This is a genomic window from Sphingomonas sp., from assembly GCF_036731925.1.
In the GTDB taxonomy this organism is placed as follows: Bacteria; Pseudomonadota; Alphaproteobacteria; order Sphingomonadales; family Sphingomonadaceae; genus Sphingomonas.
On record NZ_DAINDJ010000002.1, the window covers coordinates 1,446,487 to 1,466,461 of the forward strand.

The following is a 19,975-nucleotide window of genomic DNA, read 5'->3' on the forward strand; positions in this document are numbered from 1 at the left end:
CGTGCTGTAAATCTGACGTTCAGCCGCGCCCGCGATATCCGGAAACTCCCTGATCGGGAATCCAGACGTCCTCGGGCGGCTTGCCCGACTGCCAGAACACGTCGATCGGAATGCCGCCGCGCGGATACCAGTATCCGCCAATCCGCAGCCAGACCGGCTGCATCTCGCGGAACAGCCGCTCGCCGATGCCGACGGTACAGTCCTCATGAAACGCGCCGTGGTTGCGGAAGCTGCCGAGGAACAGCTTGAGCGACTTGGATTCGACGATCTTCTCGCCCGGCACATAGTCGATCACCAGATGCGCGAAATCGGGCGCGCCGGTGATCGGGCAGAGCGAGGTGAACTCCGGTGCGGCAAATCGCACCAGATAGCGCAGCCCCGGCCGCGGGTTGGGTACATAATCGAGTTCCGCTTCCTCCGGCGTGGCGGGCAGGGCGGATTGCTTACCGAGATGCTTGGCGTCCATGGCCGCCATGTAGGCGTTTGCCGTGCGGTTTCCATAGGGCTAGGACCTACCCGCATGGACGGATTGATCACTATCGAAGCGCTGGCCGCCATGCTCGGCGCCGACGACCTGCTGGTCCTCGACGCGACCTATACCTCCACCATTCCGGGCGCGGCCAGGCAGGATCCACGCGCGGAGTTCGAGGCGGGGCATGTTCCCGGTGCGCTGCTGCTCGATCTCGACACGCTGGTGGATGCCGAAAATCCGCTGCCCTCGATGCTGCCCACGCGCCAAGTGTTCGAGGCGCGGATGGCGCAGCTGGGGGTTACCGCCGATACGCGCATCGTCCTCTACGACAACAGCCCACACCACACCGCCTGCCGCGCCTGGTGGGTGCTGCGGATGTTCGGCGTCCGCGCCGCGATCCTCGACGGGAACATCGTTCATTGGCGCGCCGAAGGGCGGGCGGTGCAGACCGGTCCGCAGCTGGCTGCGACCACCGCCTTCACCGCCGGCGAGCCCATGGCGCAGCTTCGCACGCTCGACGACATGCGCACCACGAGCGAGCAGATCGTCGACGCGCGCTCTGCCGCCCGCTTTAGCGGAGAAGAAGCCGATCCGCGCCCCGAATGCGCTCCGGGGCACATGCCGGGCGCGAGAAACATTCCCTATGGCCGCTTCTTTGAAAGCGACGGCCATTGGAAATCGCCCGAGGGCATCCGTGCGGTGTTCGACACCGCAGGGCTGGACCTGGCCCAGCCGCTGGTCGCCACCTGCGGTTCGGGCATCACCGCCTCGGTGATCGTCTTCGCCGCGCACCTGCTGGGGCACGAGATTGCATTATACGATGGCAGCTGGACCGAATGGGGCGCGCAGCCCGATACGGCGAAGGTCGTCGGCGCATGAGCGGGCACGACGACACGCAGAGCGACAGGCACGCGACCCAGGTCGTCCAGGCCGGCCGCCGCCTCGAGTGGACGGGAGGGATCGTCAACCCGCCGGTTTGGCGTGCCTCGACGATCCTCTACGACAACATCGCCGAGATGCGCGAGCGCGGCAGCGCCGATACCCACCACAAGCTCTATTATGGCCGCCGCGGCACCCCGACGCAGTGGTCGCTCGCCGACGCGCTGACCGAGCTGGAGCCGGGGGCGGAGGCAACCTTGCTCTACCCCTCGGGCGTCGCCGCGATCACCACGGCGCTGCTCGCGGTGCTCTCGCCCGGAGACGAGGTGCTGCTGCCCGACAGCAGCTATGAACCGACCCGCGGCTTCGGCAACACCATGCTCAGGCGGCTGGGGATCACCGCTACCTATTATGATCCGCTGATCGGCGCAGGCATCGCCGCGCTGTGCACCGAACGCACCAAGGCGATCCTGATGGAAAGCCCCGGCAGCCTTACCTTCGAGGTGCAGGACGTGCCCGCGATCGTCGCGGCCGCCAAGGCGCGCGGTATCGTGACGCTGCTCGACAATACCTGGGCCGGTCCGCTGCTTTTTCCGGCGATCGAGAAGGGCATCGACTATACGATCCTGTCCTGCTCCAAATATGTCGTCGGCCATTCGGACGTGATGATGGGCTCGGTTACTGCCGCGCCCGGACACTATGAGAAGCTGCGGGCGGCCACCTACCAGCTCGGGCTGTGCGCCAGCCCCGATGACGCCTATCTCGCGTCGCGCGGGCTGCGGACGATGGAGGTGCGTCTCCGCCAGTCGGGCGCGAGCGGGCTCAGGATCGCCGAGTGGTTGAAGACCCGGCCCGAAGTGGCGCGGGTGCTCCACCCGGCACTGCCCGATTGCCCGGGGCATGACGCGTTCGTGCGCGATTTCCGGGGCTGCGCCGGCCTCTTCTCCTTCGTGTTGAACGGCGGCGACGATGCGGCGCGCACCGCGCTGATCGACGGCCTCAGGCATTTCGGTATCGGCTTCAGCTGGGGCGGCTATGAGAGCCTTGCCATCCCTGCCGATCCGCAGCGCATCCGCACCGCGTCGCGCTGGCAGGCCGAAGGGCCGATGATCCGCCTCTATGTCGGGCTGGAGGACACGGGCGACTTGATCGCCGATCTCGAGGCCGGCCTCGCCCGCTTCGCTGCCGCGCGCGGATGATTCACGACCTGCTCGACCGGTTCGCCGGCATGGGGATGCGAATCCCGTCGCCGGCCGAACTGGGCGAGCTGGCGGTGGCGCTGGGCTTGGCCGCGCTGGCGCTGGCGATCGGCGTCTTCGCCGGTCACCGCATCGGCGCGCAAATCGCGGGATTGTGGCACCGCATTGCGGGCGAACATATCAATGGCATTCAGGCGCGGCTGTGCCGGATCACGCGCTATCTGACGGTCGCGCTGCTGCTCTCGCCGGTGGCGAGCGGCTATGCCTGGTACCCGCCCGCGACGCTGCTGCTGGGCATCGCGCTGGGGCTGGCGATGGCGCTGGCGGTGGTCGAGGTATTGCGCGGGCTGGGCCTGCCGCGGCTCGCCACCTGGCCGATGGGGGCGATCGCCTTTACCTCGCTGCTCAGCAAGACGATGGGCGGGCTGGGTGTGATCGAGGCGCTGCTGGGCCGCATCGGCTTCGACATCGGCACGCGGCGGCTGTCGCTCCTGTCGCTGCTCACCTTCCTCGTCACCGTCACGATCATCTATGCGCTGGTGCGGATCGCCAACCGGCTGCTCGCGCAGTGGATCGGGCGGGCAAAGGGGCTGGATCCCACCCAGCAGCTGCTCGGGCAGAAGCTGGCGAGCATCGTGATCGTCACGGCGGCCTTCTTCGTCGGCATCGACCTGCTCGGCATCGACCTGACGACCTTCGCGGTGTTTTCGGGCGCCTTCGGCCTCGCCATCGGCTTCGGCATGCAGAAGACGGTCGGCAACCTGATCGCCGGGATCATCCTGCTGATGGACCGATCGATCAAGCCGGGCGATGTGATCGTGGTGGGAGACAGTTTCGGCTGGGTGAACAAGATCGGCGTGCGGGCCGTCTCGGTGATCACCCGCGACGGCAAGGAGCATCTGATTCCGAACGAGAATCTGATGACCCAGGAAGTCGAGAACTGGTCCTACACCGATCGCAACGTGCGGGTGCGCATCCCGGTGACGGTCGCCTATGGCTGCGACCTGGACCTGGCGCAGGGCCTGATGCTGCGCGCCGCGACCGAGAGCCCGCGCGTGCTCGACACGCCGCCGCCCAATGTGTGGCTGACCGCGTTGGGCGAGAACGGCGCGGCGCACGACATCCTCGTCTGGATCAGCGATCCGGAAAGCGGCGTCGGCAATGTGCGCAGCGACGTGCTCAATCGGCTGTGGAAGCTGTTTGGCGAACACGGCATCACCGTGCCCGCGCCGCGCCGCGACGTGCGGTTCAGCGGCGGCCCGGACCCGGACCGCCGCTGACGCTTCAGCGCTTCGGGCAGGCCGCCGTCACGCTGTTGCAGATCACGGTGCTCTTCCCCAGCGACACCGACCAGTTCAGCCCGCGCGGATCGGGGGCACCTTCGTAGAAATCGGTGCTGATCAGCTGTGCGCCCGAGGCGATGGCGGCGTCGAGCCGGCGGCGATCATGGGTGCGCGCCTCCAGCGTTTCGGCATCGGCGCGGGTACGCACCATGAAGCCGGCCTCGACGCGGCGGGTGATCGTCGCGGTGTCTTCGGTCGGGCTCTGGGTGTTGAAGAACGCGGCTTCGGGTGCCGTTTCCGGGAACCAGCCGAACATCATCCGGCCCTTCAGGCTGGCATGGCCGGTGCGGTAGCGTTCCTCGTTCGCCTCCGACGTATCGAGCACGAACAGGAACTTGCCGCGCGACGCGCCGACGGTCGGCCAGCGATGGGCGAGCACCGCCTCGCGCAGCGTGGGCAGGGGCCCACGCACATCGTCCGGCGCGATCACGCGCTCGCGGCCGATCGTCGCGGCAATGTCGGCATCGAGGGCGTCGAGCGTGGCGGCATCGAAGCCGATATCGGTCGTGCGCACCCCAGGGATGGGGCGCACATCGCTGGCATTGACCAGGATCATCACCGGCAAATGGCCCGGATGCGCGTCCGACCAGCGGCGGAACAGCGCCATGCAGCCGCGGAAGGTGCGGCAATGCGTCTGCCAGTCGATGCCAGGGATGTGGATGGTCTTGGCGCCCGGCGCGGCCATCTCGGCGCGGATTTCCTCGGGACCGTCCGCATAGGGCGCGGCATAGGCGCCCCCCTGGGGATCGGGCGCCACGTCGATCTCGAGCTGGCGCAGGCCGAGCGCGAGCTGGCTCTCGAGCGACGGATGGCCATAGGCGAGGCCTTCCCAGTTGCCCGGCAGGAGCTTGCGGATATGCGCTTCCACCGCCGGCAGCGGATAGGGGCGATAGCTGTTGTGCGAGCCGAGTACCCGCACCTGATCGAGCCGCAGCGAATCGAGGCCCTTGTCGGCGTCCGGCGTGGTGCCGCCCGGTGCCATCGCCATCAGCAGCGCCGCCGCGCCAATCATGTAGCCCTTGCACATTTTGTCATGTCCTTTTGCGAAGCGAACCCAAGGCGGTGCCTTTGGCGGGCTTTCGTTCCGGAACCATGACAGTGGCGCATACAAAAGGGCGGCGGCCCGCTGGGGACCGCCGCCGCTTCGGAAGGCTATGCGCTTAGTTGCCGCCGGTCGGGCTGGCCGGCGCCGTCGCCTGGGCGGACTGGCCACTGGTCTGCGCCTTGGCGGCGGCCGCCTGGATGCGCTGGTTGAGCGCGGTATCCGAGGCCATCGCCTGGCTGATCTCGTTGAAGCGCTGCGCCTGCAGGCCCGACGCGGTGATCGCGGCGACGAACTTGGGGTTCTTCTCCGCAGCCGGAATGCTCGCGTCCGCGTTGATCTTGTTCACCGCGAGCGCGGCCGTGGCGTACTGCTGGATCTCCGTGTCCGTGAAGGTCGACGCGCCCGCCGTCGCGGTGCCCGCCGTGCCCGCGCCGGTGGTGCCCTGGTCGGGCGTTGCCGGCGTGGTCTGCGCCGGTGCCGCGTCGGCCGGGGTAGTCTGGGCCGGGGTCGTGGTCTGGGCGAAGGCGGTCGAGGCCATCAACGTGCCGGCGATGGCCAGGCTCGAGAACATCATCTTCATCATCAACTCCTCGCAACAATGAAACTCTTTTGCACCCCTGTAACGTGACAGTGGGCTCTGGGTTTTCCGTTTCACACCCGATTCACGACAGGGTGTTGCCATGGCGGGACGGCATGACCCGTCCGGGGACGGCGCCTCTCGGAATCACACCGCTGGAAAAGCCGCGCATTTTCGCCTATATCCACGCGATGCAGACAGTGTCGGCCGCCCCCATGCCCATCCCCGGGCACATCGATCCCGTGCCCGTGCCGCGTGCCCTCGCCGCGCGCGAAGACGGGCGTACCGACCTGATCGGTCTCTCCCGCGACGGCATCCGCGAGGCCCTGCTGGCCGCCGGGCTGGAGCTGAAACAGGCCAAGCTGCGCGCCAAGCAGCTGTGGCACTGGATCTACAATCGCGGCGCCACCGACTTCTCGGCGATGACCGACATCGCCAAGGCGCAGCACCCCTGGCTGGCCGAACGCTTCGTGATCGGCCGCCCGGAAGTGGTCGAAGCCCAGGTCTCGAACGACGGCACCCGCAAGTGGCTGCTCCGCTCGCCCGACGGGCAGGATTACGAGATGGTGTTCATCCCCGATGCCGATCGGGGCACGCTGTGCGTCTCCAGCCAGGTGGGCTGCACGCTCAACTGCCGCTTCTGCCACACCGGCACGATGCGGCTGGTGCGTAACCTCACCGCGGGCGAGATCGTCGGTCAGGTGATGCTGGCGCGCGATTCGCTGGGCGAATGGCCCAGCCAGCCCGAGGGCCGGCTGCTCACCAACATCGTGATGATGGGCATGGGCGAGCCTCTCTATAATTTCGACGAAGTGAAGGCCGGCCTCCAGATCGTGATGGACGGCGACGGCCTCGCGCTGTCCAAACGCCGCATCACCCTCTCCACCTCGGGCGTGGTGCCGATCATGGCGCGCGCGGGCGAGGAGATCGGCGTCAACCTGGCGGTGTCGCTCCACGCCGTCACCAAGGACGTGCGCGACGAAATCGTGCCGCTCAACAAGAAATACGGGATCGAGGAGCTGCTCCAGGCCTGTGCCGACTATCCGGGGGCGAACAATGCGCGCCGCATCACGTTCGAATATGTGATGCTGAAGGACAAGAACGACAGCGACGCCGATGCGCGCGAGCTCGTCCGCCTGCTGCGCAAGTACAAGCTGCCCGCCAAGGTGAACCTCATCCCGTTCAACCCCTGGCCGGGCGCGCCGTACGAATGCTCGACGCCGGAGCGAATCCGCTCCTTCTCGAACATCGTGTTCGAGGGCGGCATCTCGGCGCCGGTGCGCACCCCGCGCGGACGCGACATCGATGCGGCGTGCGGCCAGCTCAAGACGGCGGCGGAGAAGAAGAGCCGCGCCCAGCTCGACCGCGAGGCCGCCGAGAAGTTCGCCGCGCTCGGTTGAGTCGGAAGCTGTTTCTTCGCTAAGGTGCAGCCATGCCGCTGCGCCTGCTCGCCCTGGTCTTGGCCGATCCCTGCGTCGACGCGAAGAACGCGGTCGAGCGGGACACCTGCCTCGCCCGCGCCAGCAATGCGGCCGAGGTGGAGATGACCCGCTATCTCGGGGCAGCGCGCAAGCGTGCGACAGCGGACGGCGCGGCAGTTGCCAAGGCGTTCGAGGAAGCCCAGGCGCGCTGGCTCGCCTTCCGCAAGGGAGAGTGCGACGCGGTCTATGCGCACTGGCAGGACGGGGCGGTCCGCGGCGCGAAGCTGCTTGCCTGCCGCATCACGCTCACCGAGGCGCGCACGCACTGGCTGTGGCGCGCATGGCTTACCTATCCGGATTCGACGCCGCCAATCCTGCCCGAGCCCGGGCTCAGCGCGGACGAGCCATCCTGAACAGCGCGTCCTCACCGATTTCAAAATAGTCGGCCGGACCCCCGCCACGCAGGATCGGGCGGGCGCGCGCGGTCTGGTACACGCCGTCCTCCAGCATCGTCCGGTCGATATGGATGCCCACTGCCTCGCCCAGCACGAGCCAGGTGTCGACCGCTGCACCTTCCTTTGTCTCCAGCCGGATCAACTGCGTCAGCCGGCATTCGAACTGCGCCGGGCTCGCGGCAACGCGATCGGGCCGTACGGTGCGGGAGGGCAGCGTGTCGATGCCCGCGAGGGCGAACTCGTCCACCTCCGGCCCGACCATCGCGGCGCTGGCATTCATCACCTCCGCCAGCGGGCGGGTGGCGAGGTTCCAGACGAACTCCTTCGTCTCGGCGATGTTCGCGACGCTGTCCTTCCAGCCGGTCGAGGCAAAGCCGAGGATCGGCGGGCGATAGTTGAACAGGTTGAAGAAGCTGTACGGCGCGAGATTGCGCACGCCGGTTGCGGAGACCGTGCTCACCCAGCCGATCGGACGGGGTCCTATGATGGCGTTGAGCGGGTCATGCGCGAGGCCGTGGCCCGATGCGGGTTCGTAGAAGTGGAAGTCGGTCGGCATCGCGGCTCCGGATTTTTGCGGCGGTGGTGAAACCGATTCCGCCTGCCCTTCGAATCTCCTACACTCGCCCCCTCCAGCGAAGGAAGTGCAGATGCCCGAAGGTCCACCAGACAGGCCCCGCCTGATCTACCGCCACCGGCTGGTCACCCGGCTGTGGCACTGGATCAACGCGGTCGCGCTGCTGATCATGGTCGGTAGCGGGCTGATGATCTTCAACGCGCACCCGCGGCTCTATTGGGGGCAATATGGCGCGAATTTCGACCATGCCTGGCTCGAACTGCCGCGCTTTCCCGGCTGGGTGACGATTCCGTCTTATTACAGCCTCGCCGGCGCGCGGCACTGGCACTTCTTCTTCGCGCTGGTGCTGGCGTTCGGCCTGCTGCTGTACCTGCTGTGGAGCCTGGCGAACGGCCATATCGTGCGCGACCTGCGCATCCGCGCCCGCGAACTCGGCCCGCGCCATCTGTGGAAGGACTTCAAGGATCACCTGGCTCTCCGCTTCCACGACCCCAGGGATCCGCGCGCCTACAACATCTTCCAGAAGCTCGCCTATGTCGGCACGCTGTTCGTGTTGCTGCCGGCGGTGATCTTCTCCGGCCTGGCGCTCTCGCCCGGCATGGACGCGGCCTGGCCCTGGTTGACGGCGATCTTCGGCGGCCGACAATCGGCGCGCTCGGTGCATTTCCTCGCGATGGGGGGGATCCTGGCCTTTCTCCTCGTCCATCTCGCGCTGGTGCTGCTCGCCGGGCCGATCAACGAGCTGCGCGCGATGATCACCGGCTGGTGGCGCGTGCCTGCGGAGAAGCAGCCATGATCCTGACCCGCCGCAACCTGCTGATCGGGGGCGCCGCAGGGCTGCTCACCGGCTGCGACCGCTTCACCGACAGCCCGGTGCTCGCCAGCGCCGAGGAGGCACACCGCTTCCTCCAGCGGTCGATCGGCCGCGGATCGCTCGCCACCGAATTCCGGCCGGAGCAGCGCAGCCCGATCTTCCGCGTGAACGGGACGCACCACCCCAACACGCCCGAGTACAATATCTGGGCAGGCACCCGCTTCGTCGACTGGCGGCTGAACGTGGGGGGCATGGTCGCGCGGCCAATGCAGCTGCGCCTCGACCAGCTGCAGGCCATGCCCCAGCGGGCGCAGATCACCCGGCATGATTGTGTCGAAGGGTGGAGCGCGATCGGCAAATGGCAGGGGCCGCAGCTCGGCACGATCCTCAACGCCGCCGGGCTCAGTTCGCGTGCGCGCTACATCGTGTTCCACTGCGCCGATCGCTACGGCGATGGCGGCTACTATGAGTCGATCGACTTGATCGACGCCTTCCACCCCCAGACAATCCTCGCCTGGGCGCTCAACGACCATCTGCTCGACGTCGGCCACGGCGCGCCGCTCCGGCTGCGGGTGGAGCGGCAGCTGGGGTACAAGCAGGCGAAATATCTGGTCGGCATCGAGGCGGTCGCCTCGCTTGCCGGGATCGGCAAGGGCAAGGGGGGCACCTGGGAAGATTCGAGCGGCTATCAATGGTATGCCGGAATCTGAACGATAGCGTGAAACCTAGGCGGAGAGTGGGTGTTTGCGGGATACCGAAACGCAATATGCGTATTCCCGACACAATCTCTGCCTAGTGGAGCGCCATGGCCCTGATTGACCGCTTTCTCGACCGTGCAGTGAAGCGCGGCGAGCTCACCCTGATCCGACCCGACGGCACTACCCGCAATTTCGGCAGCCCCGATCCGGCCCTCAAGCCCGTCACCATGCGGCTGTCCAAGGGTGCCGAGGGCCGCATCGTCCGCGATCCCGCGCTGGGCGCCGCCGAAACCTATATGGACGGCAGCATGAATCTGGAGCGGGGCGATATTCTCGACCTGCTCAACCTGGTGACGGCCAACAATGCCTGGGAAAAGAGCAATGCGGTCCTGAACCCGACCAAGCTGAGCCTCGCTGCCGGCAAGGTAGCGCATTGGCTTGGCCGCAAGAACATGGCGCGCAAGTCGAAACAGAACGTTGCGCATCATTACGATCTCTCGGCGCGGCTCTACGACCTGTTCCTCGACGCCGACCGGCAATATAGCTGCGCCTATTACACCGATCCGGCCAACAGCCTCGAGCAGGCGCAGGCCGACAAGAAGGCGCATATCGTCGCCAAGCTGGCGATCGAGCCGGGCATGCGGGTGCTCGACATCGGCTGCGGCTGGGGCGGCATGGCGCTGTACATCCATGCCAAGACCGGCGCCGAGGTGCTGGGCATCACCCTGTCCGAAGAGCAGCTGAAGATCGCCCGCGAGCGCGCAGTGGCCGCCGGCGTCGCGGACAAGGTGAAGTTCGAACTGATCGACTATCGCGCGCTGGAAGGGCAGTTCGACCGGATCGTCTCGGTCGGCATGTTCGAGCATGTCGGCACGCCGCAATACCGCACCTTCTTCGCCAAGTGCCGCGAGCTGATGACGCCCGAAGGCGTGATGCTGCTCCACACGATCGGCCGTGCCGGCGGTCCCGGCTATACCGACGCGTTCACGCTCAAATACATCTTCCCCGGCGGTTACATCCCGGCGCTGTCGGAAATTGCCGAGGGCTATGAGGGGCTGCGCTACTTCCTGACTGATGTGGAAGTGCTGCGCATGCACTATGGCCACACGCTCAAGGCCTGGTACGACCGTACCGTCGCCGCGCACGACGCGATTGTCGACCTGTACGACGAGCGCTTCTACCGCATGTGGACCTATTATCTGGCGGGATCGTACGTCAGCTTCATGAACGGCGGGCTGGTCAATTATCAGCTGCAATTCTCGCGCTCGCGCACCGCGCTGCCGCTGACCCGCGACTACATGCTCGAGGGCGAGGCAAAGCTGCGCCAGGGCTAGGCGCCCGTTCCGGGACACGGCGGATATTGCGTGGAAGGCGCGGGAACCCTAGAGGCCCCGCGTTTCCCCTTCTCTTTTTCCCCGGAGTCCCTGCCCCATGTCGGATAAGATCCATCGCGTCGTCCTCGCCTATTCGGGCGGCCTGGACACGAGCGTGATCCTGAAATGGCTGCAGCAGACCTATAACTGCGAGGTCGTCACCTTCACCGCCGATCTTGGCCAGGGCGAGGAGCTGGAGCCCGCGCGCAAGAAGGCCGAAATGGCCGGCGTGAAGCCCGAGCACATCTTCATCGAGGACGTGCGCGAGGAATTCGTGAAGGACTATGTGTTCCCGATGATGCGCGCCAACGCGCTCTACGAGGGGCTGTACCTGCTCGGCACCTCGATCGCGCGGCCGCTGATCGCCAAGCGCCAGATCGAGATCGCCAAGATGGTCGGCGCCGATGCGGTGAGCCACGGCGCGACCGGCAAGGGCAACGACCAGGTCCGCTTCGAGCTCGGCTATTATGCGCTGAACCCGGACATCAAGGTGATCGCGCCGTGGCGCGAATGGGACCTGACCAGCCGCACCAAGCTGATCGAGTTCGCGGAATCGCACCAAATCCCGGTGACCAAGGACAAGCGCGGCGAGTCGCCTTTCTCGACCGACGCGAACCTCCTCCACACCTCGTCCGAGGGCAAGGTGCTCGAGGATCCGTGGGAGGAAGTGCCCGATTACGTCTATTCGCGCACGGTGAACCCGGAAGACGCGCCCGACACGCCCGAGACGATCACCATCGATTTCGAGCGCGGCGACGGCGTGGCGCTCAACGGCGTGGGCATGTCGCCGGCGGCACTGCTCACCGCGCTCAACGAGCTCGGCCGCAAGCACGGCATCGGCCGTCTCGATCTGGTCGAGAATCGCTTCGTCGGCATGAAGTCGCGCGGGATGTACGAGACGCCGGGCGGCACCATCTATCACCTCGCGCATCGCGGGATCGAGCAGATCACGCTCGATCGCGGCGCCGCGCACCTGAAGGACGAGCTGGCCCCGCGCTATGCCGAGCTGATCTACAACGGCTTCTGGTTCTCGCCCGAGCGCGAGATGCTGCAGGCCGCGGTCGACTATAGCCAGGAGAAGGTCACCGGCACCGTGCGGCTGAAGCTGTACAAGGGCAGCGTGATCGTCACCGGCCGCAAGTCGCCCTATTCGCTCTACAGCGAGAAGGTCGTGACCTTCGAGGACGACCAGGGCGCGTACGACCAGCGCGACGCGGCCGGCTTCATCAAGCTCAACGCACTGCGCCTCCGCCTGCTCGGCCGCCGCGAGGGGTGACCAACTAGCGTCTCCTTCCCTGGGCTTCGCCCCGGGGAGGAGACGCTCAGGCTTTCACCGCCGCACGATAGGCCCGCAGACTATCCCACGCGTAGAGCGCGCAGCCGGACCAGATCAGCGCGAAGGTGGCGAGGTGGACCGGCAGCACCGGCTCGCCGAAGATCAGCACCGCCTCCAGGAATTGCAGCGTCGGCGCGATATACTGGAGAAGCCCCATGGTCGCATAGGGCAGCCGCTTGGCGGCGGCGGCGAACAGCAGCAGCGGCGTCGCGGTGACTGCACCCGCGGCAATCAGAAGCAGGTCGAGGCGGGTCGAGCTGCCGAATGCCGCCGTGCCGCTGTGGCTGGCCCAGAGCAGCACCGCCAGCGCGGGCGCGCCGAGCAGCAGCGTCTCCACCGTCAGCCCGCCCAGCGCATCAATCGCGGCGACCTTGCGCAGCAGGCCATAGCCGCCGAAGCTCAGCGCCAGCGCCAGCGGGATCCACAAGCTGCCGACGCCGTGGAGCGCCAGCAGCAGCACGCCCAGCGCCGCCAGCCCGATGGCGACTCCCTGCCAGCGCCGCAGCCGCTCGCCGAGCACCAGCATGCCCAGCGCCACATTGACCAGCGGATTGATGAAATAGCCGAGGCTCGCATCCAGGACATGCTCGTGCTGGACCGACCAGATATAGACCAGCCAGTTGATCGCGATCAGCGCCGCGCTGCCGATCAGGAACAGCAGCGTCCGTCCGCGCGCGGCTGCCGCGATACTCCCACCCCGCTTCAGCGCGAGCACGATGACAACGAGCAGCAGCAGCGACCAGAGCACGCGGTGCGACAGCACCTGTAGCGCCGGCACCGCCTGCAGCAGGTGCAGGTAGAGCGGCAACACGCCCCACAGGCTGTACGAGGCGATACCGAGGAGAAGGCCGGTGCGATCGGCACCCAAGGGCTTGGTCATGTCGCCCTGTTGCGCCGTGTTGCGGTGCAACGCAACAACGGCGGGGTCAGGCCGGGCGGATCGGTGTCGCTGCCTCTACCCCGACGACGGTGGCCCAGGGCACCACGTCCCAATGGGTGACGAGGCCTTGGGTTACATAGGGATCCTGCTCGGCGAAGGCACGCGCGGCCTCCGCATCGCCGAACAGCAGCAGCGCGCTTTCAGGCGGATCGCCAACCGCGCCGCCGAGCAGCAGCGTGCCCGCATCCGATGCCGCCCAGGCAAGCGCCAGATGCGCTTCCCGAAGCGCACCCCGGCGCGCGAGGTAATCGGGCGCCAGGGTGTAGCGGAGCAGGAAGTGCGCCATGCTTAGTCGGCAAACAGCAGCGCAGGCGTCTCCAGCAGCTTCTTCACCGCCTGGACGAAGCTCGCCGCATCCCAGCCGTCTACGACGCGGTGATCGCAGCTGATCGACAGGTTCATCAGCTTGGCGCGGACGATCTCGTCGCCGTGGAACATCGGGCGTTCGACGATCTTGTTCGGGCCGATGATCGCCACTTCCGGCCGGTTGATCACCGGCGTCGTCGCGATGCCGCCGAGCGGCCCGAGCGAGGTGACGGTGAGAGTGGAGCCGCTCAGCTCCTCGGACTTCGCCTTGCCGGTGCGAGCGGCGTCGGCGAGGCGAGTGATCTCGCTCGCCAGCTGCCAGACATTCCGGTCCTGCGCGTCGCGGATCACCGGCACCATCAGCCCGGCATCGGTCTGCGTCGCCATGCCGAGATGGACGCGGCCATGGCGGGTTACCACCCCGGCCTCGTCGTCATAGCGGGCGTTGAGCATCGGGAAGTCGGGCAGGGTGCGGCACAGCGCCACGATCAGGAACGGCAGCATGGTCAGCTTGGGGCGCTGGCCACGGTTGGCGTTGAGGTCGCCGCGCATCGCTTCCAGCGCGGTGACGTCGATCTCGTCGACATAGGTGAAGTGGGGGATGGCGCGCTTCGACGCGGCCATGTTCTCGGCGATGCGGCGGCGCATGCCGATCACCTTCACCGGCTGATCCTCGCGGGCGCGGGAGGCGTGCGGCGCGTGATAGCCCTGCGCGCTGCCATAGCGGAGGAACGCGTCGAGATCGGCGTGGCGGAGGCGGTCGCCTTCGGCGGGCTTCACCTGCGCAAGGTCGATGCCGAGGTCTGCTGCGCGGGCGCGCACCGCGGGCGAGGCGAGGACTTTTAACTCCCTCTCCCCTTCAGGGAGGAGGGGCGGGGTGTGGGGCATGGCTTCCACGGGCGATGGTGCTGGTGGAGAGTCCCCCACCCCAACCCCTCCCCTGAAGGGGAGGGGCTTTTCTTCCGTTGCTTCCTCAACGCCGGGATTCTCCGCCTCGACCTGCTCCTCGACCGCGGTCTCCGCCTCAACCGGCGCCTCCGCCTCGCCCTCGACCTCGATCACCATCAGCGCCGACCCGATCGGCACCTGGTCGCCTACCTCGCCGGCGAGTTCGACCACCACGCCGGAGACGGGCGATTCCATCTCCACCGTGGCCTTGTCGGTCATCATGTCGGCGACCTGCTGGTCCTCTTCGACGCGGTCGCCGATCTTCACGTGCCAGGCGACGATCTCGGCCTCGGCAATGCCTTCGCCGATGTCCGGCAGACGAAAGGTAAAACGAGCCATGGGCGTCAGTCCTTGAGGAGTTTGTTGAGCGCCTCGCGGATCCGCACGGGACCCGGGAAATAGGCCCATTCGAGGCTGTGGGGATAAGGCGTGTCGAAGCCGGTGACGCGGGCGATCGGCGCTTCGAGATGGTAGAAGCAGCGCTCCTGCACCAGCGCCGACAATTCCGCACCGAAGCCCGAGGTGCGCGTCGCCTCATGGACGATCATGCAGCGGCCGGTCTTCTTGACCGAGGCTTCGATCGCCTCGATGTCGAGCGGCACCAGCGTCCGCAGATCGATGATCTCGGCGTCGACGCCCAGTTCCTCGATCGTTGCGGCGACGACGTGGACCATCGTGCCGTAGCAAAGGATCGTCACCGCCTCGCCTTCGCGCACGGTCGCGGCCTTGCCGAGCTCGACGCGGTAATGCCCCTCGGGCACTTCGCTCGCCGGATGTGCGGTCCAGTTCTTGGCCGGGCGGTCATAATGACCGTCGAATGGCCCGTTATAGATGCGCTTGGGCTCGAGGAAGAGGACGGGGTCGTTGTCCTCGATCGCGGCGATCAGCAGGCCTTTGGCGTCATAGGGTGTCGACGGGATCACCGTCTTGATCCCCGAGACATGGGTGAAGATGCCCTCGGGCGACTGGCTGTGCGTCTGCCCGCCGAAAATGCCGCCGCCATAGGGCGAGCGCACCGTGATCGGCGCGGTGAAGTCGCCGTTCGAGCGGTAGCGCAGCCGCGCCGCCTCGGAGACGAGCTGGTCGAGCGCCGGGTAGATGTAATCGGCGAACTGGATCTCGGGCACCGGGCGCAGGCCATAGGCGCCCATGCCGATCGCCACGCCGATGATGCCGATCTCGGTGATCGGGGTGTCGAAGGCGCGGGTCTTGCCGTACTTGGCCTGGAGCCCGGCGGTCGCGCGGAACACGCCGCCGAAATAGCCGACATCCTCGCCCATCACGACGACCTGCTCGTCGCGCTCCATCATCACGTCCATGGCGGAGTTGATCGCCTGGATCATGTTCATGCGGGGGGCGCTCATATCCCGGCCGCCTTGCGCTCGGCGATCATCTGGTCGCTCTGTTCCTTCAAGTGCCAGGGCATCTCCTCGAACACGCCCTCGAACATCGTCTCGAACGGCTGGTGCATGCCGTGGCCGAGGATGCCGTTCTTCTCGGCCTCCTTCTGCGCGCGCTTCACCGTCTCGGCGAGTTCGAGGTCCATCGCCGCCTGGCGTTCCTCGTCCCATTCGCCAAGGCCGATCAGGTGATCCTTCAGCCGCCGGATCGGGTCGCCGAGCGGCCAGGCATTGGGCTCGCCGGCCGAGCGATAGGCGCTGGGATCGTCCGAGGTGGAGTGGCCTTCGGCACGATAGGTGAAATGCTCGATCAGCGTCGGGCCCTGGTTGGTCCGCGCGCGCTCGGCCGCCCACTGCGTCGCCGCATAGACCGCCAGCGCATCGTTGCCGTCGACGCGCAGCCCGGCGATGCCATAGCCGATCGCCCGCGCCGCGAAGGTGGTCGCCTCGGCGCCGGCAAAGCCCGAGAAGCTCGAGATCGCCCACTGATTGTTGACGACGTTGAAGATCACCGGGGCGCGGTAGACGGTGGCGAAGGTCAGCGCGGAGTGGAAGTCGCCTTCCGCGGTCGAGCCCTCGCCGCACCAGGTGGCGGCGATGCGGGTGTCGCCGCGCGCCGCGCTCGCCATCGCCCAGCCCACTGCCTGCGGATATTGGGTGGCGAGGTTGCCGGAGATCGAGAAGAAGCCGGTCTCCTTCGACGAATACATGATCGGCAGCTGCCGGCCCTGCAGCGGATCGCTCCGGTTGGAGTAGATCTGGTTCATCATCTCGATCAGCGGATAGCCGCGGGTGATCAGGATGCCCTGCTGACGATAGCTGGGGAAGCACATGTCGTCGCCAGCCATCGCCAGCGCGGCGGAGACCGACACGGCCTCCTCGCCGGTCGACTTCATGTAGAAGCTGGTCTTGCCCTGGCGCTGGGCGCGGAACATGCGCTCGTCGAAGGCGCGGGTGAGCGCCATGCTGCGCAGCATCTTGCGCTTCGCGTCCGCGTCGAGCCGCGGATCCCAGGGGCCAACGGCGGTGCCTGCGTCATCGAGGACGCGGACCAGGCCATAGGCGAGTTCGTGGAATCGATCGGCCGGTTCGGCGGTGTCCGGGCGGCGCGCGGCGCCGGCGGGCGGGATCGAAAGATCGCTGAAATCGGCCTCGTCGCCGGGGCGAAAGCGCGGCTCGGGCACGTGCAGCGATAGGGGCGGCAGGTTGGCGCGCGGGGCGTCCACCGTCATGGTCTCTCCATAAATACGGCCGTGTCGCCACGGACAACGCACGGACTCGATTTCACGAGCTTGTTATAAAATTTCAACGTGCCTGTCGAGATGGGGCAGCAGGGCTGGCCTAAAAATTTGGGACACGGAGACCGATTGACTCGGTGGCGGATTAGAACAAAATAGGAACGAACGAGTCGGACTAGTCATCAACCCCGAGCGAGTCGCTGTGCCCGATCCTGCTACGCTTGACCAGTTGCGCGCAATGCTCAGCGCCATCGACGGCACCGGATTCCGTCGGCGCCCGGTGCTGCCGTTCGGGCTGGAACGACTCGACTCGAAGCTGGCGGATGGCGGGCTGCGGCTCGATGCGCTGCACGAGATTTCAGGCGCCACACCCGATCTGACCGACGATTGCGCCGCCACCATGTTCCTCGGCGGAATCGCCGCGCGCTGCTGGGGCCCGGTGCTGTGGGTGGTGCGGCGGCGCGACTTGTTCGCCCCCGGGCTGGCGCAGGTCGGGCTCGATCCCAAGCGGGTAATCTACGCCGAGGCGCGCGACGACGACGAACTGCTCGCAATCATGGAGGAAGGGCTGCGCCATCGCGGGCTCGGCGCGGTGATCGGCGAAGTGAAGCGGATCGGCATGCCGGCCACGCGGCGGCTGCAACTGGTGGCCGAAGGGGGCCGCACGATCGCGTTGCTGCTCAAGCGCCATGCCCGTGAGGGGAGCGATCCGCTGGGTGCCCCGTCGGCGGCGGTGACGCGCTGGCGGATCGGCTGCGCGCCGTCGGCGCCGCTGCCGGTGGAGGGAGTCGGCCGGCCGCGCTGGGAAGTGTCGCTGGCGCGGCAACGTGGGGGGGAAGCGTTTCAACTCTTGGTGGAGGCCTGCGATGCAACGGGTCGCTGCGCTCTTCCTGCCCCACTGGTCGCTCGACCGCGTGCGGCGGGCCGAGCGGCGCGCGCTGCCGCCTGAGCGGGCGCACCCTCTTTCTCCTGACGCGCCTTCCGACGATGCTCTTGCGCCGGTTCAGGCGCTCGCCGCTGCCGAGCAGGAAGCCGCCTGCTCCGTCCAGCGGGGCGGCGGCTGGCGGCCGGGCGCGCGCTGGGCGCGGGCCGCGCGCGATGCTGCGATTGCCGCGTTGCCGCCGCACCAGCGGCCGCCGATGCGCGAGCTCGGCCGGCGCAGCGAGGCGGCGGACCATGCCTTCAAGCGGATGCGGCCGGACGAGGGCGGGCCGCTGGCGGGCGGGGTGGCGCGGCTGCCGCAGGCGGCGCGCGCGGCTGCGCCGTCGGTTGCTGCGCCCACCCCATCCACCCCTACACTGTCACCCCCGCGAAGGCGGGGATCCATTCGCCGTGCCGTTGCGGTTCCATCTTCGACCGATGAGCCAATGGATCCCCGCCTCCGCGGGGATGACGATGGGGGGCGGGGGGAGCGCGGGAGCCACCGGTGGACGTCAGTCGCGGTGGATGCAGCCGATGCGGATGCCCGCGTCCTCTCCCGCCGCACCGGCAGCCGCAGCGAAGTCGCCGCCGCCTGCCCCGCAGCGATGGGCGCGGGCATCCGCATCGGCATGGCGCTCACCCAGGCCCGCGCGCTGGTGCCGGAACTCCGCATCGACGCCGCCGACCCGGAGGGTGACCGCGCCGATCTCGAACGGCTGGCGCACAGCCTCGCCCGCCGCTGGTCGCCCAGCGTCACCATTGCCGGTGAGGATCTGCTGTTTCTCGACCTGACCGGCGTCGCCCATCTCCATGGCGGCGAAGCCCGGATGCTCCGCCGATTGCACGCGCTGCTCGCCCGGCTGGGGTTTGCCAGCAAGATCGCCGTCGCCGACACACCCGGTGCCGCCTCGGCATTCGCGCGCTTCCGGCCCGAGACGCTGCTCCGCTGCCCACCGGGCGAACACGCCGCCTGGCTGGCGCCGCTGCCGGTCGAGGCGCTGCGGCTGGAAGGCGATGCGATCGACCTGCTCCACCGACTCGGCGTCGACAGCATCGGCCAGCTCGCCGCGCTTCCCCGCGCGCCGCTGGTGCGCCGCTTCGGCACCACGATCGCCGCGCGACTCGACCAGGCGCTGGGCCGCATCCCGGAGCCGGTCACCCCCGTCACCCCGCCCGAGCCGATCGCCGTCGCCCAGCGCTTCGCCGAGCCGATCGCCACCCCGGAAGCCATCGCGCACTGGCTGGGCGACCTCGTCCAGCGCCTTGCCGAAGCGCTGGCTGCGGCGGGGCAGGGCGCGCGGCGCATCGGCTTGGTCGCAGACCGCGTCGACGGGGTACCGCAGCGGATCGGCATCGGCCTCGCCCGCGCCAGCCGCGATCCCGCGCACCTCCTGCGCCTCCTCGCCCGCCGGATCGACAGCATCGAACCCGGCTATGGCCTCGACGCGATGACGCTGCATTTGCTGCGCAGCGAACCGCTCGGCGCGCTGCCGGTCGACGAGCGGCTCGATGCCGAGACGGTGCCCGATCTCGCGCCGCTGATCGACACGCTGGCGACGCGAATCGGCATGGCGCGGCTGTGGCGGATGCGGCCGGTGGAAAGCGACGTGCCCGAGCGGTCGACCGCCGCCCTCCCGCCGCTCGACCCGCCCGAGCGCGAAGCCCCGCCGCTGAAGGCCGACGATGTCCGCCAGCTGGATCGCCATGCCCCGCTGCCGCCCTGGCACCCGGACTGGCCGCGCCCGATCCGCCTGCTCCGCCGGCCCGAGCGGCTCGACCATGTCGTCGCAGCACTTCCCGACCAGCCGCCGCGCCGCTTCACCTGGCGGGGCGAACGGCACGAGGTGGTCCATGCCGACGGGCCCGAGCGCATCCATGGCGAATGGTGGAAGCGCGCGGCGGAGACCCATGCCACGCGCGATTATTTCCGCGTCGAGGACGAGCGCGGCCGCCGCTACTGGCTGTTCCGTCAGGGCGATGGCGAGCGTAGCGTGACCGGCGATCTCAGCTGGTATCTGCACGGCCTGTTCGGGTGA

General features: G+C 67.9%; 20 protein-coding genes. 11 read left to right on the top strand and 9 right to left on the bottom strand.

Translation table 11 applies throughout. The annotated features are described in order from the left end of the window. Nucleotides 1-19: 19 nt before the first annotated feature. Nucleotides 20-466, bottom strand: a complete 447-nt coding sequence (gene queF, locus V7E00_RS16435) for a preQ(1) synthase (RefSeq protein WP_333573676.1) — start codon at nucleotides 464-466, stop codon at nucleotides 20-22. A gap of 54 nt (nucleotides 467-520) precedes the next feature. Here queF and V7E00_RS16440 point away from each other — a divergent pair, with 54 nt between their 5' ends. Genes V7E00_RS16440 through V7E00_RS16450 form a run of 3 tightly spaced genes read left to right on the top strand, consistent with a single transcriptional unit; the run spans nucleotide 521 to nucleotide 3,830 of the window. Then, nucleotides 521-1,351, top strand: coding sequence for a sulfurtransferase (locus V7E00_RS16440; RefSeq protein WP_333573677.1), 831 nt, complete (start codon nucleotides 521-523; stop codon nucleotides 1,349-1,351). Continuing rightward, complete coding sequence (gene metC, locus V7E00_RS16445) at nucleotides 1,348-2,550, top strand: cystathionine beta-lyase (protein WP_333573678.1); 1,203 nt, start codon at nucleotides 1,348-1,350, stop codon at nucleotides 2,548-2,550. The genes V7E00_RS16440 and metC overlap by 4 nt, the downstream gene beginning before the upstream one ends. Then, the gene (locus tag V7E00_RS16450; protein ID WP_333573679.1) at nucleotides 2,547-3,830 is read left to right on the top strand and encodes a mechanosensitive ion channel family protein; all 1,284 of its coding nucleotides are present in this window, start codon (nucleotides 2,547-2,549) and stop codon (nucleotides 3,828-3,830) included. Before metC ends, V7E00_RS16450 begins: the two co-directional genes overlap by 4 nt. 4 nt (nucleotides 3,831-3,834) lie before the next feature. Here V7E00_RS16450 and V7E00_RS16455 read toward each other — a convergent pair whose 3' ends face one another. Together V7E00_RS16455 and V7E00_RS16460 are read right to left on the bottom strand one after the other, a co-directional pair. Continuing rightward, a complete protein-coding gene (locus V7E00_RS16455; protein ID WP_333573680.1) occupies nucleotides 3,835-4,920 on the bottom strand; it encodes a Ca2+-dependent phosphoinositide-specific phospholipase C in 1,086 nt (361 codons plus the stop codon). Nucleotides 4,921-5,053: 133 nt separating this feature from the next. After that, nucleotides 5,054-5,518, bottom strand: coding sequence for a DUF4168 domain-containing protein (locus V7E00_RS16460; RefSeq protein WP_333573681.1), 465 nt, complete (start codon nucleotides 5,516-5,518; stop codon nucleotides 5,054-5,056). A gap of 212 nt (nucleotides 5,519-5,730) precedes the next feature. On the opposite strand from V7E00_RS16460, the gene rlmN reads away from it, so the two are divergent. Together rlmN and V7E00_RS16470 are read left to right on the top strand one after the other, a co-directional pair. Beyond that, nucleotides 5,731-6,915, top strand: coding sequence for a 23S rRNA (adenine(2503)-C(2))-methyltransferase RlmN (gene rlmN / locus V7E00_RS16465; protein ID WP_443019213.1), 1,185 nt, complete (start codon nucleotides 5,731-5,733; stop codon nucleotides 6,913-6,915). A gap of 32 nt (nucleotides 6,916-6,947) precedes the next feature. Beyond that, entirely contained in the window at nucleotides 6,948-7,349 is a 402-nt protein-coding gene (locus tag V7E00_RS16470) for a lysozyme inhibitor LprI family protein (RefSeq protein ID WP_333573682.1), read from the top strand. On the opposite strand, the gene V7E00_RS16475 is transcribed toward V7E00_RS16470, so the two are convergent. Continuing rightward, nucleotides 7,327-7,947, bottom strand: coding sequence for a flavin reductase family protein (locus V7E00_RS16475; protein ID WP_333573683.1), 621 nt, complete (start codon nucleotides 7,945-7,947; stop codon nucleotides 7,327-7,329). The genes V7E00_RS16470 and V7E00_RS16475 overlap by 23 nt on opposite strands. A 91-nt stretch (nucleotides 7,948-8,038) precedes the next feature. Here V7E00_RS16475 and V7E00_RS16480 point away from each other — a divergent pair, with 91 nt between their 5' ends. The 4 genes from V7E00_RS16480 (at nucleotide 8,039) to V7E00_RS16495 (ending at nucleotide 12,126) form a co-directional block, all read left to right on the top strand. Further along, nucleotides 8,039-8,761 carry a cytochrome b/b6 domain-containing protein gene (locus V7E00_RS16480; protein WP_333573684.1) on the top strand — a complete coding sequence of 241 codons (723 nt, stop codon included), beginning with the start codon at nucleotides 8,039-8,041 and terminating at the stop codon, nucleotides 8,759-8,761. Next, nucleotides 8,758-9,489 carry a molybdopterin-dependent oxidoreductase gene (locus tag V7E00_RS16485; RefSeq protein WP_333573685.1) on the top strand — a complete coding sequence of 244 codons (732 nt, stop codon included), beginning with the start codon at nucleotides 8,758-8,760 and terminating at the stop codon, nucleotides 9,487-9,489. The genes V7E00_RS16480 and V7E00_RS16485 overlap by 4 nt, the downstream gene beginning before the upstream one ends. 95 nt (nucleotides 9,490-9,584) lie before the next feature. Next, entirely contained in the window at nucleotides 9,585-10,811 is a 1,227-nt protein-coding gene (locus V7E00_RS16490; RefSeq protein ID WP_333573686.1) for a cyclopropane-fatty-acyl-phospholipid synthase family protein, read from the top strand. A 97-nt stretch (nucleotides 10,812-10,908) separates the two neighbouring features. Continuing rightward, nucleotides 10,909-12,126, top strand: coding sequence for an argininosuccinate synthase (locus V7E00_RS16495; RefSeq protein WP_333573687.1), 1,218 nt, complete (start codon nucleotides 10,909-10,911; stop codon nucleotides 12,124-12,126). A 46-nt stretch (nucleotides 12,127-12,172) separates the two neighbouring features. Here the strand turns inward: V7E00_RS16495 and rarD are convergent, their stop codons facing one another. From rarD to V7E00_RS16520, 5 genes are read right to left on the bottom strand one after another with little or no spacing between them, the layout of a single operon-like run. Next, nucleotides 12,173-13,066 (bottom strand): EamA family transporter RarD, encoded by an 894-nt coding sequence (gene rarD / locus V7E00_RS16500; protein ID WP_333573688.1) that lies wholly within the window; start codon nucleotides 13,064-13,066, stop codon nucleotides 12,173-12,175. A gap of 46 nt (nucleotides 13,067-13,112) precedes the next feature. Continuing rightward, nucleotides 13,113-13,412: a YciI-like protein gene (locus tag V7E00_RS16505; RefSeq protein WP_333573689.1), complete on the bottom strand. Its 300-nt coding sequence runs from the start codon at nucleotides 13,410-13,412 to the stop codon at nucleotides 13,113-13,115. A 2-nt stretch (nucleotides 13,413-13,414) separates the two neighbouring features. Next, the gene (locus V7E00_RS16510) at nucleotides 13,415-14,719 is read right to left on the bottom strand and encodes a dihydrolipoamide acetyltransferase family protein (RefSeq protein ID WP_333573690.1); all 1,305 of its coding nucleotides are present in this window, start codon (nucleotides 14,717-14,719) and stop codon (nucleotides 13,415-13,417) included. A gap of 5 nt (nucleotides 14,720-14,724) precedes the next feature. Then, the gene (locus V7E00_RS16515; protein WP_333573894.1) at nucleotides 14,725-15,729 is read right to left on the bottom strand and encodes an alpha-ketoacid dehydrogenase subunit beta; all 1,005 of its coding nucleotides are present in this window, start codon (nucleotides 15,727-15,729) and stop codon (nucleotides 14,725-14,727) included. 11 nt (nucleotides 15,730-15,740) lie between these two features. After that, nucleotides 15,741-17,012, bottom strand: coding sequence for a 3-methyl-2-oxobutanoate dehydrogenase (2-methylpropanoyl-transferring) subunit alpha (locus V7E00_RS16520; RefSeq protein ID WP_333573691.1), 1,272 nt, complete (start codon nucleotides 17,010-17,012; stop codon nucleotides 15,741-15,743). 244 nt (nucleotides 17,013-17,256) lie between these two features. On the opposite strand from V7E00_RS16520, the gene V7E00_RS16525 reads away from it, so the two are divergent. Further along, nucleotides 17,257-17,967: an ImuA family protein gene (locus tag V7E00_RS16525; RefSeq protein WP_333573895.1), complete on the top strand. Its 711-nt coding sequence runs from the start codon at nucleotides 17,257-17,259 to the stop codon at nucleotides 17,965-17,967. Then, complete coding sequence (locus V7E00_RS16530) at nucleotides 17,885-19,975, top strand: DNA polymerase Y family protein (RefSeq protein WP_333573692.1); 2,091 nt, start codon at nucleotides 17,885-17,887, stop codon at nucleotides 19,973-19,975. Before V7E00_RS16525 ends, V7E00_RS16530 begins: the two co-directional genes overlap by 83 nt.

Bases quoted from the DNA above. Each gene is read 5' to 3' on its own strand.
- queF (WP_333573676.1), bottom strand. From the start codon at position 466: ATGGACGCCAAGCATCTCGGTAAGCAATCCGCCCTGCCCGCCACGCCG.
- V7E00_RS16440 (WP_333573677.1), top strand. From the start codon at position 521: ATGGACGGATTGATCACTATCGAAGCGCTGGCCGCCATGCTCGGCGCC.
- metC (WP_333573678.1), top strand. From the start codon at position 1,348: ATGAGCGGGCACGACGACACGCAGAGCGACAGGCACGCGACCCAGGTC.
- V7E00_RS16450 (WP_333573679.1), top strand. From the start codon at position 2,547: ATGATTCACGACCTGCTCGACCGGTTCGCCGGCATGGGGATGCGAATC.
- V7E00_RS16455 (WP_333573680.1), bottom strand. From the start codon at position 4,920: ATGTGCAAGGGCTACATGATTGGCGCGGCGGCGCTGCTGATGGCGATG.
- V7E00_RS16460 (WP_333573681.1), bottom strand. From the start codon at position 5,518: ATGAAGATGATGTTCTCGAGCCTGGCCATCGCCGGCACGTTGATGGCC.
- rlmN (WP_443019213.1), top strand. From the start codon at position 5,731: ATGCCCATCCCCGGGCACATCGATCCCGTGCCCGTGCCGCGTGCCCTC.
- V7E00_RS16470 (WP_333573682.1), top strand. From the start codon at position 6,948: ATGCCGCTGCGCCTGCTCGCCCTGGTCTTGGCCGATCCCTGCGTCGAC.
- V7E00_RS16475 (WP_333573683.1), bottom strand. From the start codon at position 7,947: ATGCCGACCGACTTCCACTTCTACGAACCCGCATCGGGCCACGGCCTC.
- V7E00_RS16480 (WP_333573684.1), top strand. From the start codon at position 8,039: ATGCCCGAAGGTCCACCAGACAGGCCCCGCCTGATCTACCGCCACCGG.
- V7E00_RS16485 (WP_333573685.1), top strand. From the start codon at position 8,758: ATGATCCTGACCCGCCGCAACCTGCTGATCGGGGGCGCCGCAGGGCTG.
- V7E00_RS16490 (WP_333573686.1), top strand. From the start codon at position 9,585: ATGGCCCTGATTGACCGCTTTCTCGACCGTGCAGTGAAGCGCGGCGAG.
- V7E00_RS16495 (WP_333573687.1), top strand. From the start codon at position 10,909: ATGTCGGATAAGATCCATCGCGTCGTCCTCGCCTATTCGGGCGGCCTG.
- rarD (WP_333573688.1), bottom strand. From the start codon at position 13,066: ATGACCAAGCCCTTGGGTGCCGATCGCACCGGCCTTCTCCTCGGTATC.
- V7E00_RS16505 (WP_333573689.1), bottom strand. From the start codon at position 13,412: ATGGCGCACTTCCTGCTCCGCTACACCCTGGCGCCCGATTACCTCGCG.
- V7E00_RS16510 (WP_333573690.1), bottom strand. From the start codon at position 14,719: ATGGCTCGTTTTACCTTTCGTCTGCCGGACATCGGCGAAGGCATTGCC.
- V7E00_RS16515 (WP_333573894.1), bottom strand. From the start codon at position 15,729: ATGAACATGATCCAGGCGATCAACTCCGCCATGGACGTGATGATGGAG.
- V7E00_RS16520 (WP_333573691.1), bottom strand. From the start codon at position 17,012: ATGACGGTGGACGCCCCGCGCGCCAACCTGCCGCCCCTATCGCTGCAC.
- V7E00_RS16525 (WP_333573895.1), top strand. From the start codon at position 17,257: ATGCTCAGCGCCATCGACGGCACCGGATTCCGTCGGCGCCCGGTGCTG.
- V7E00_RS16530 (WP_333573692.1), top strand. From the start codon at position 17,885: ATGCAACGGGTCGCTGCGCTCTTCCTGCCCCACTGGTCGCTCGACCGC.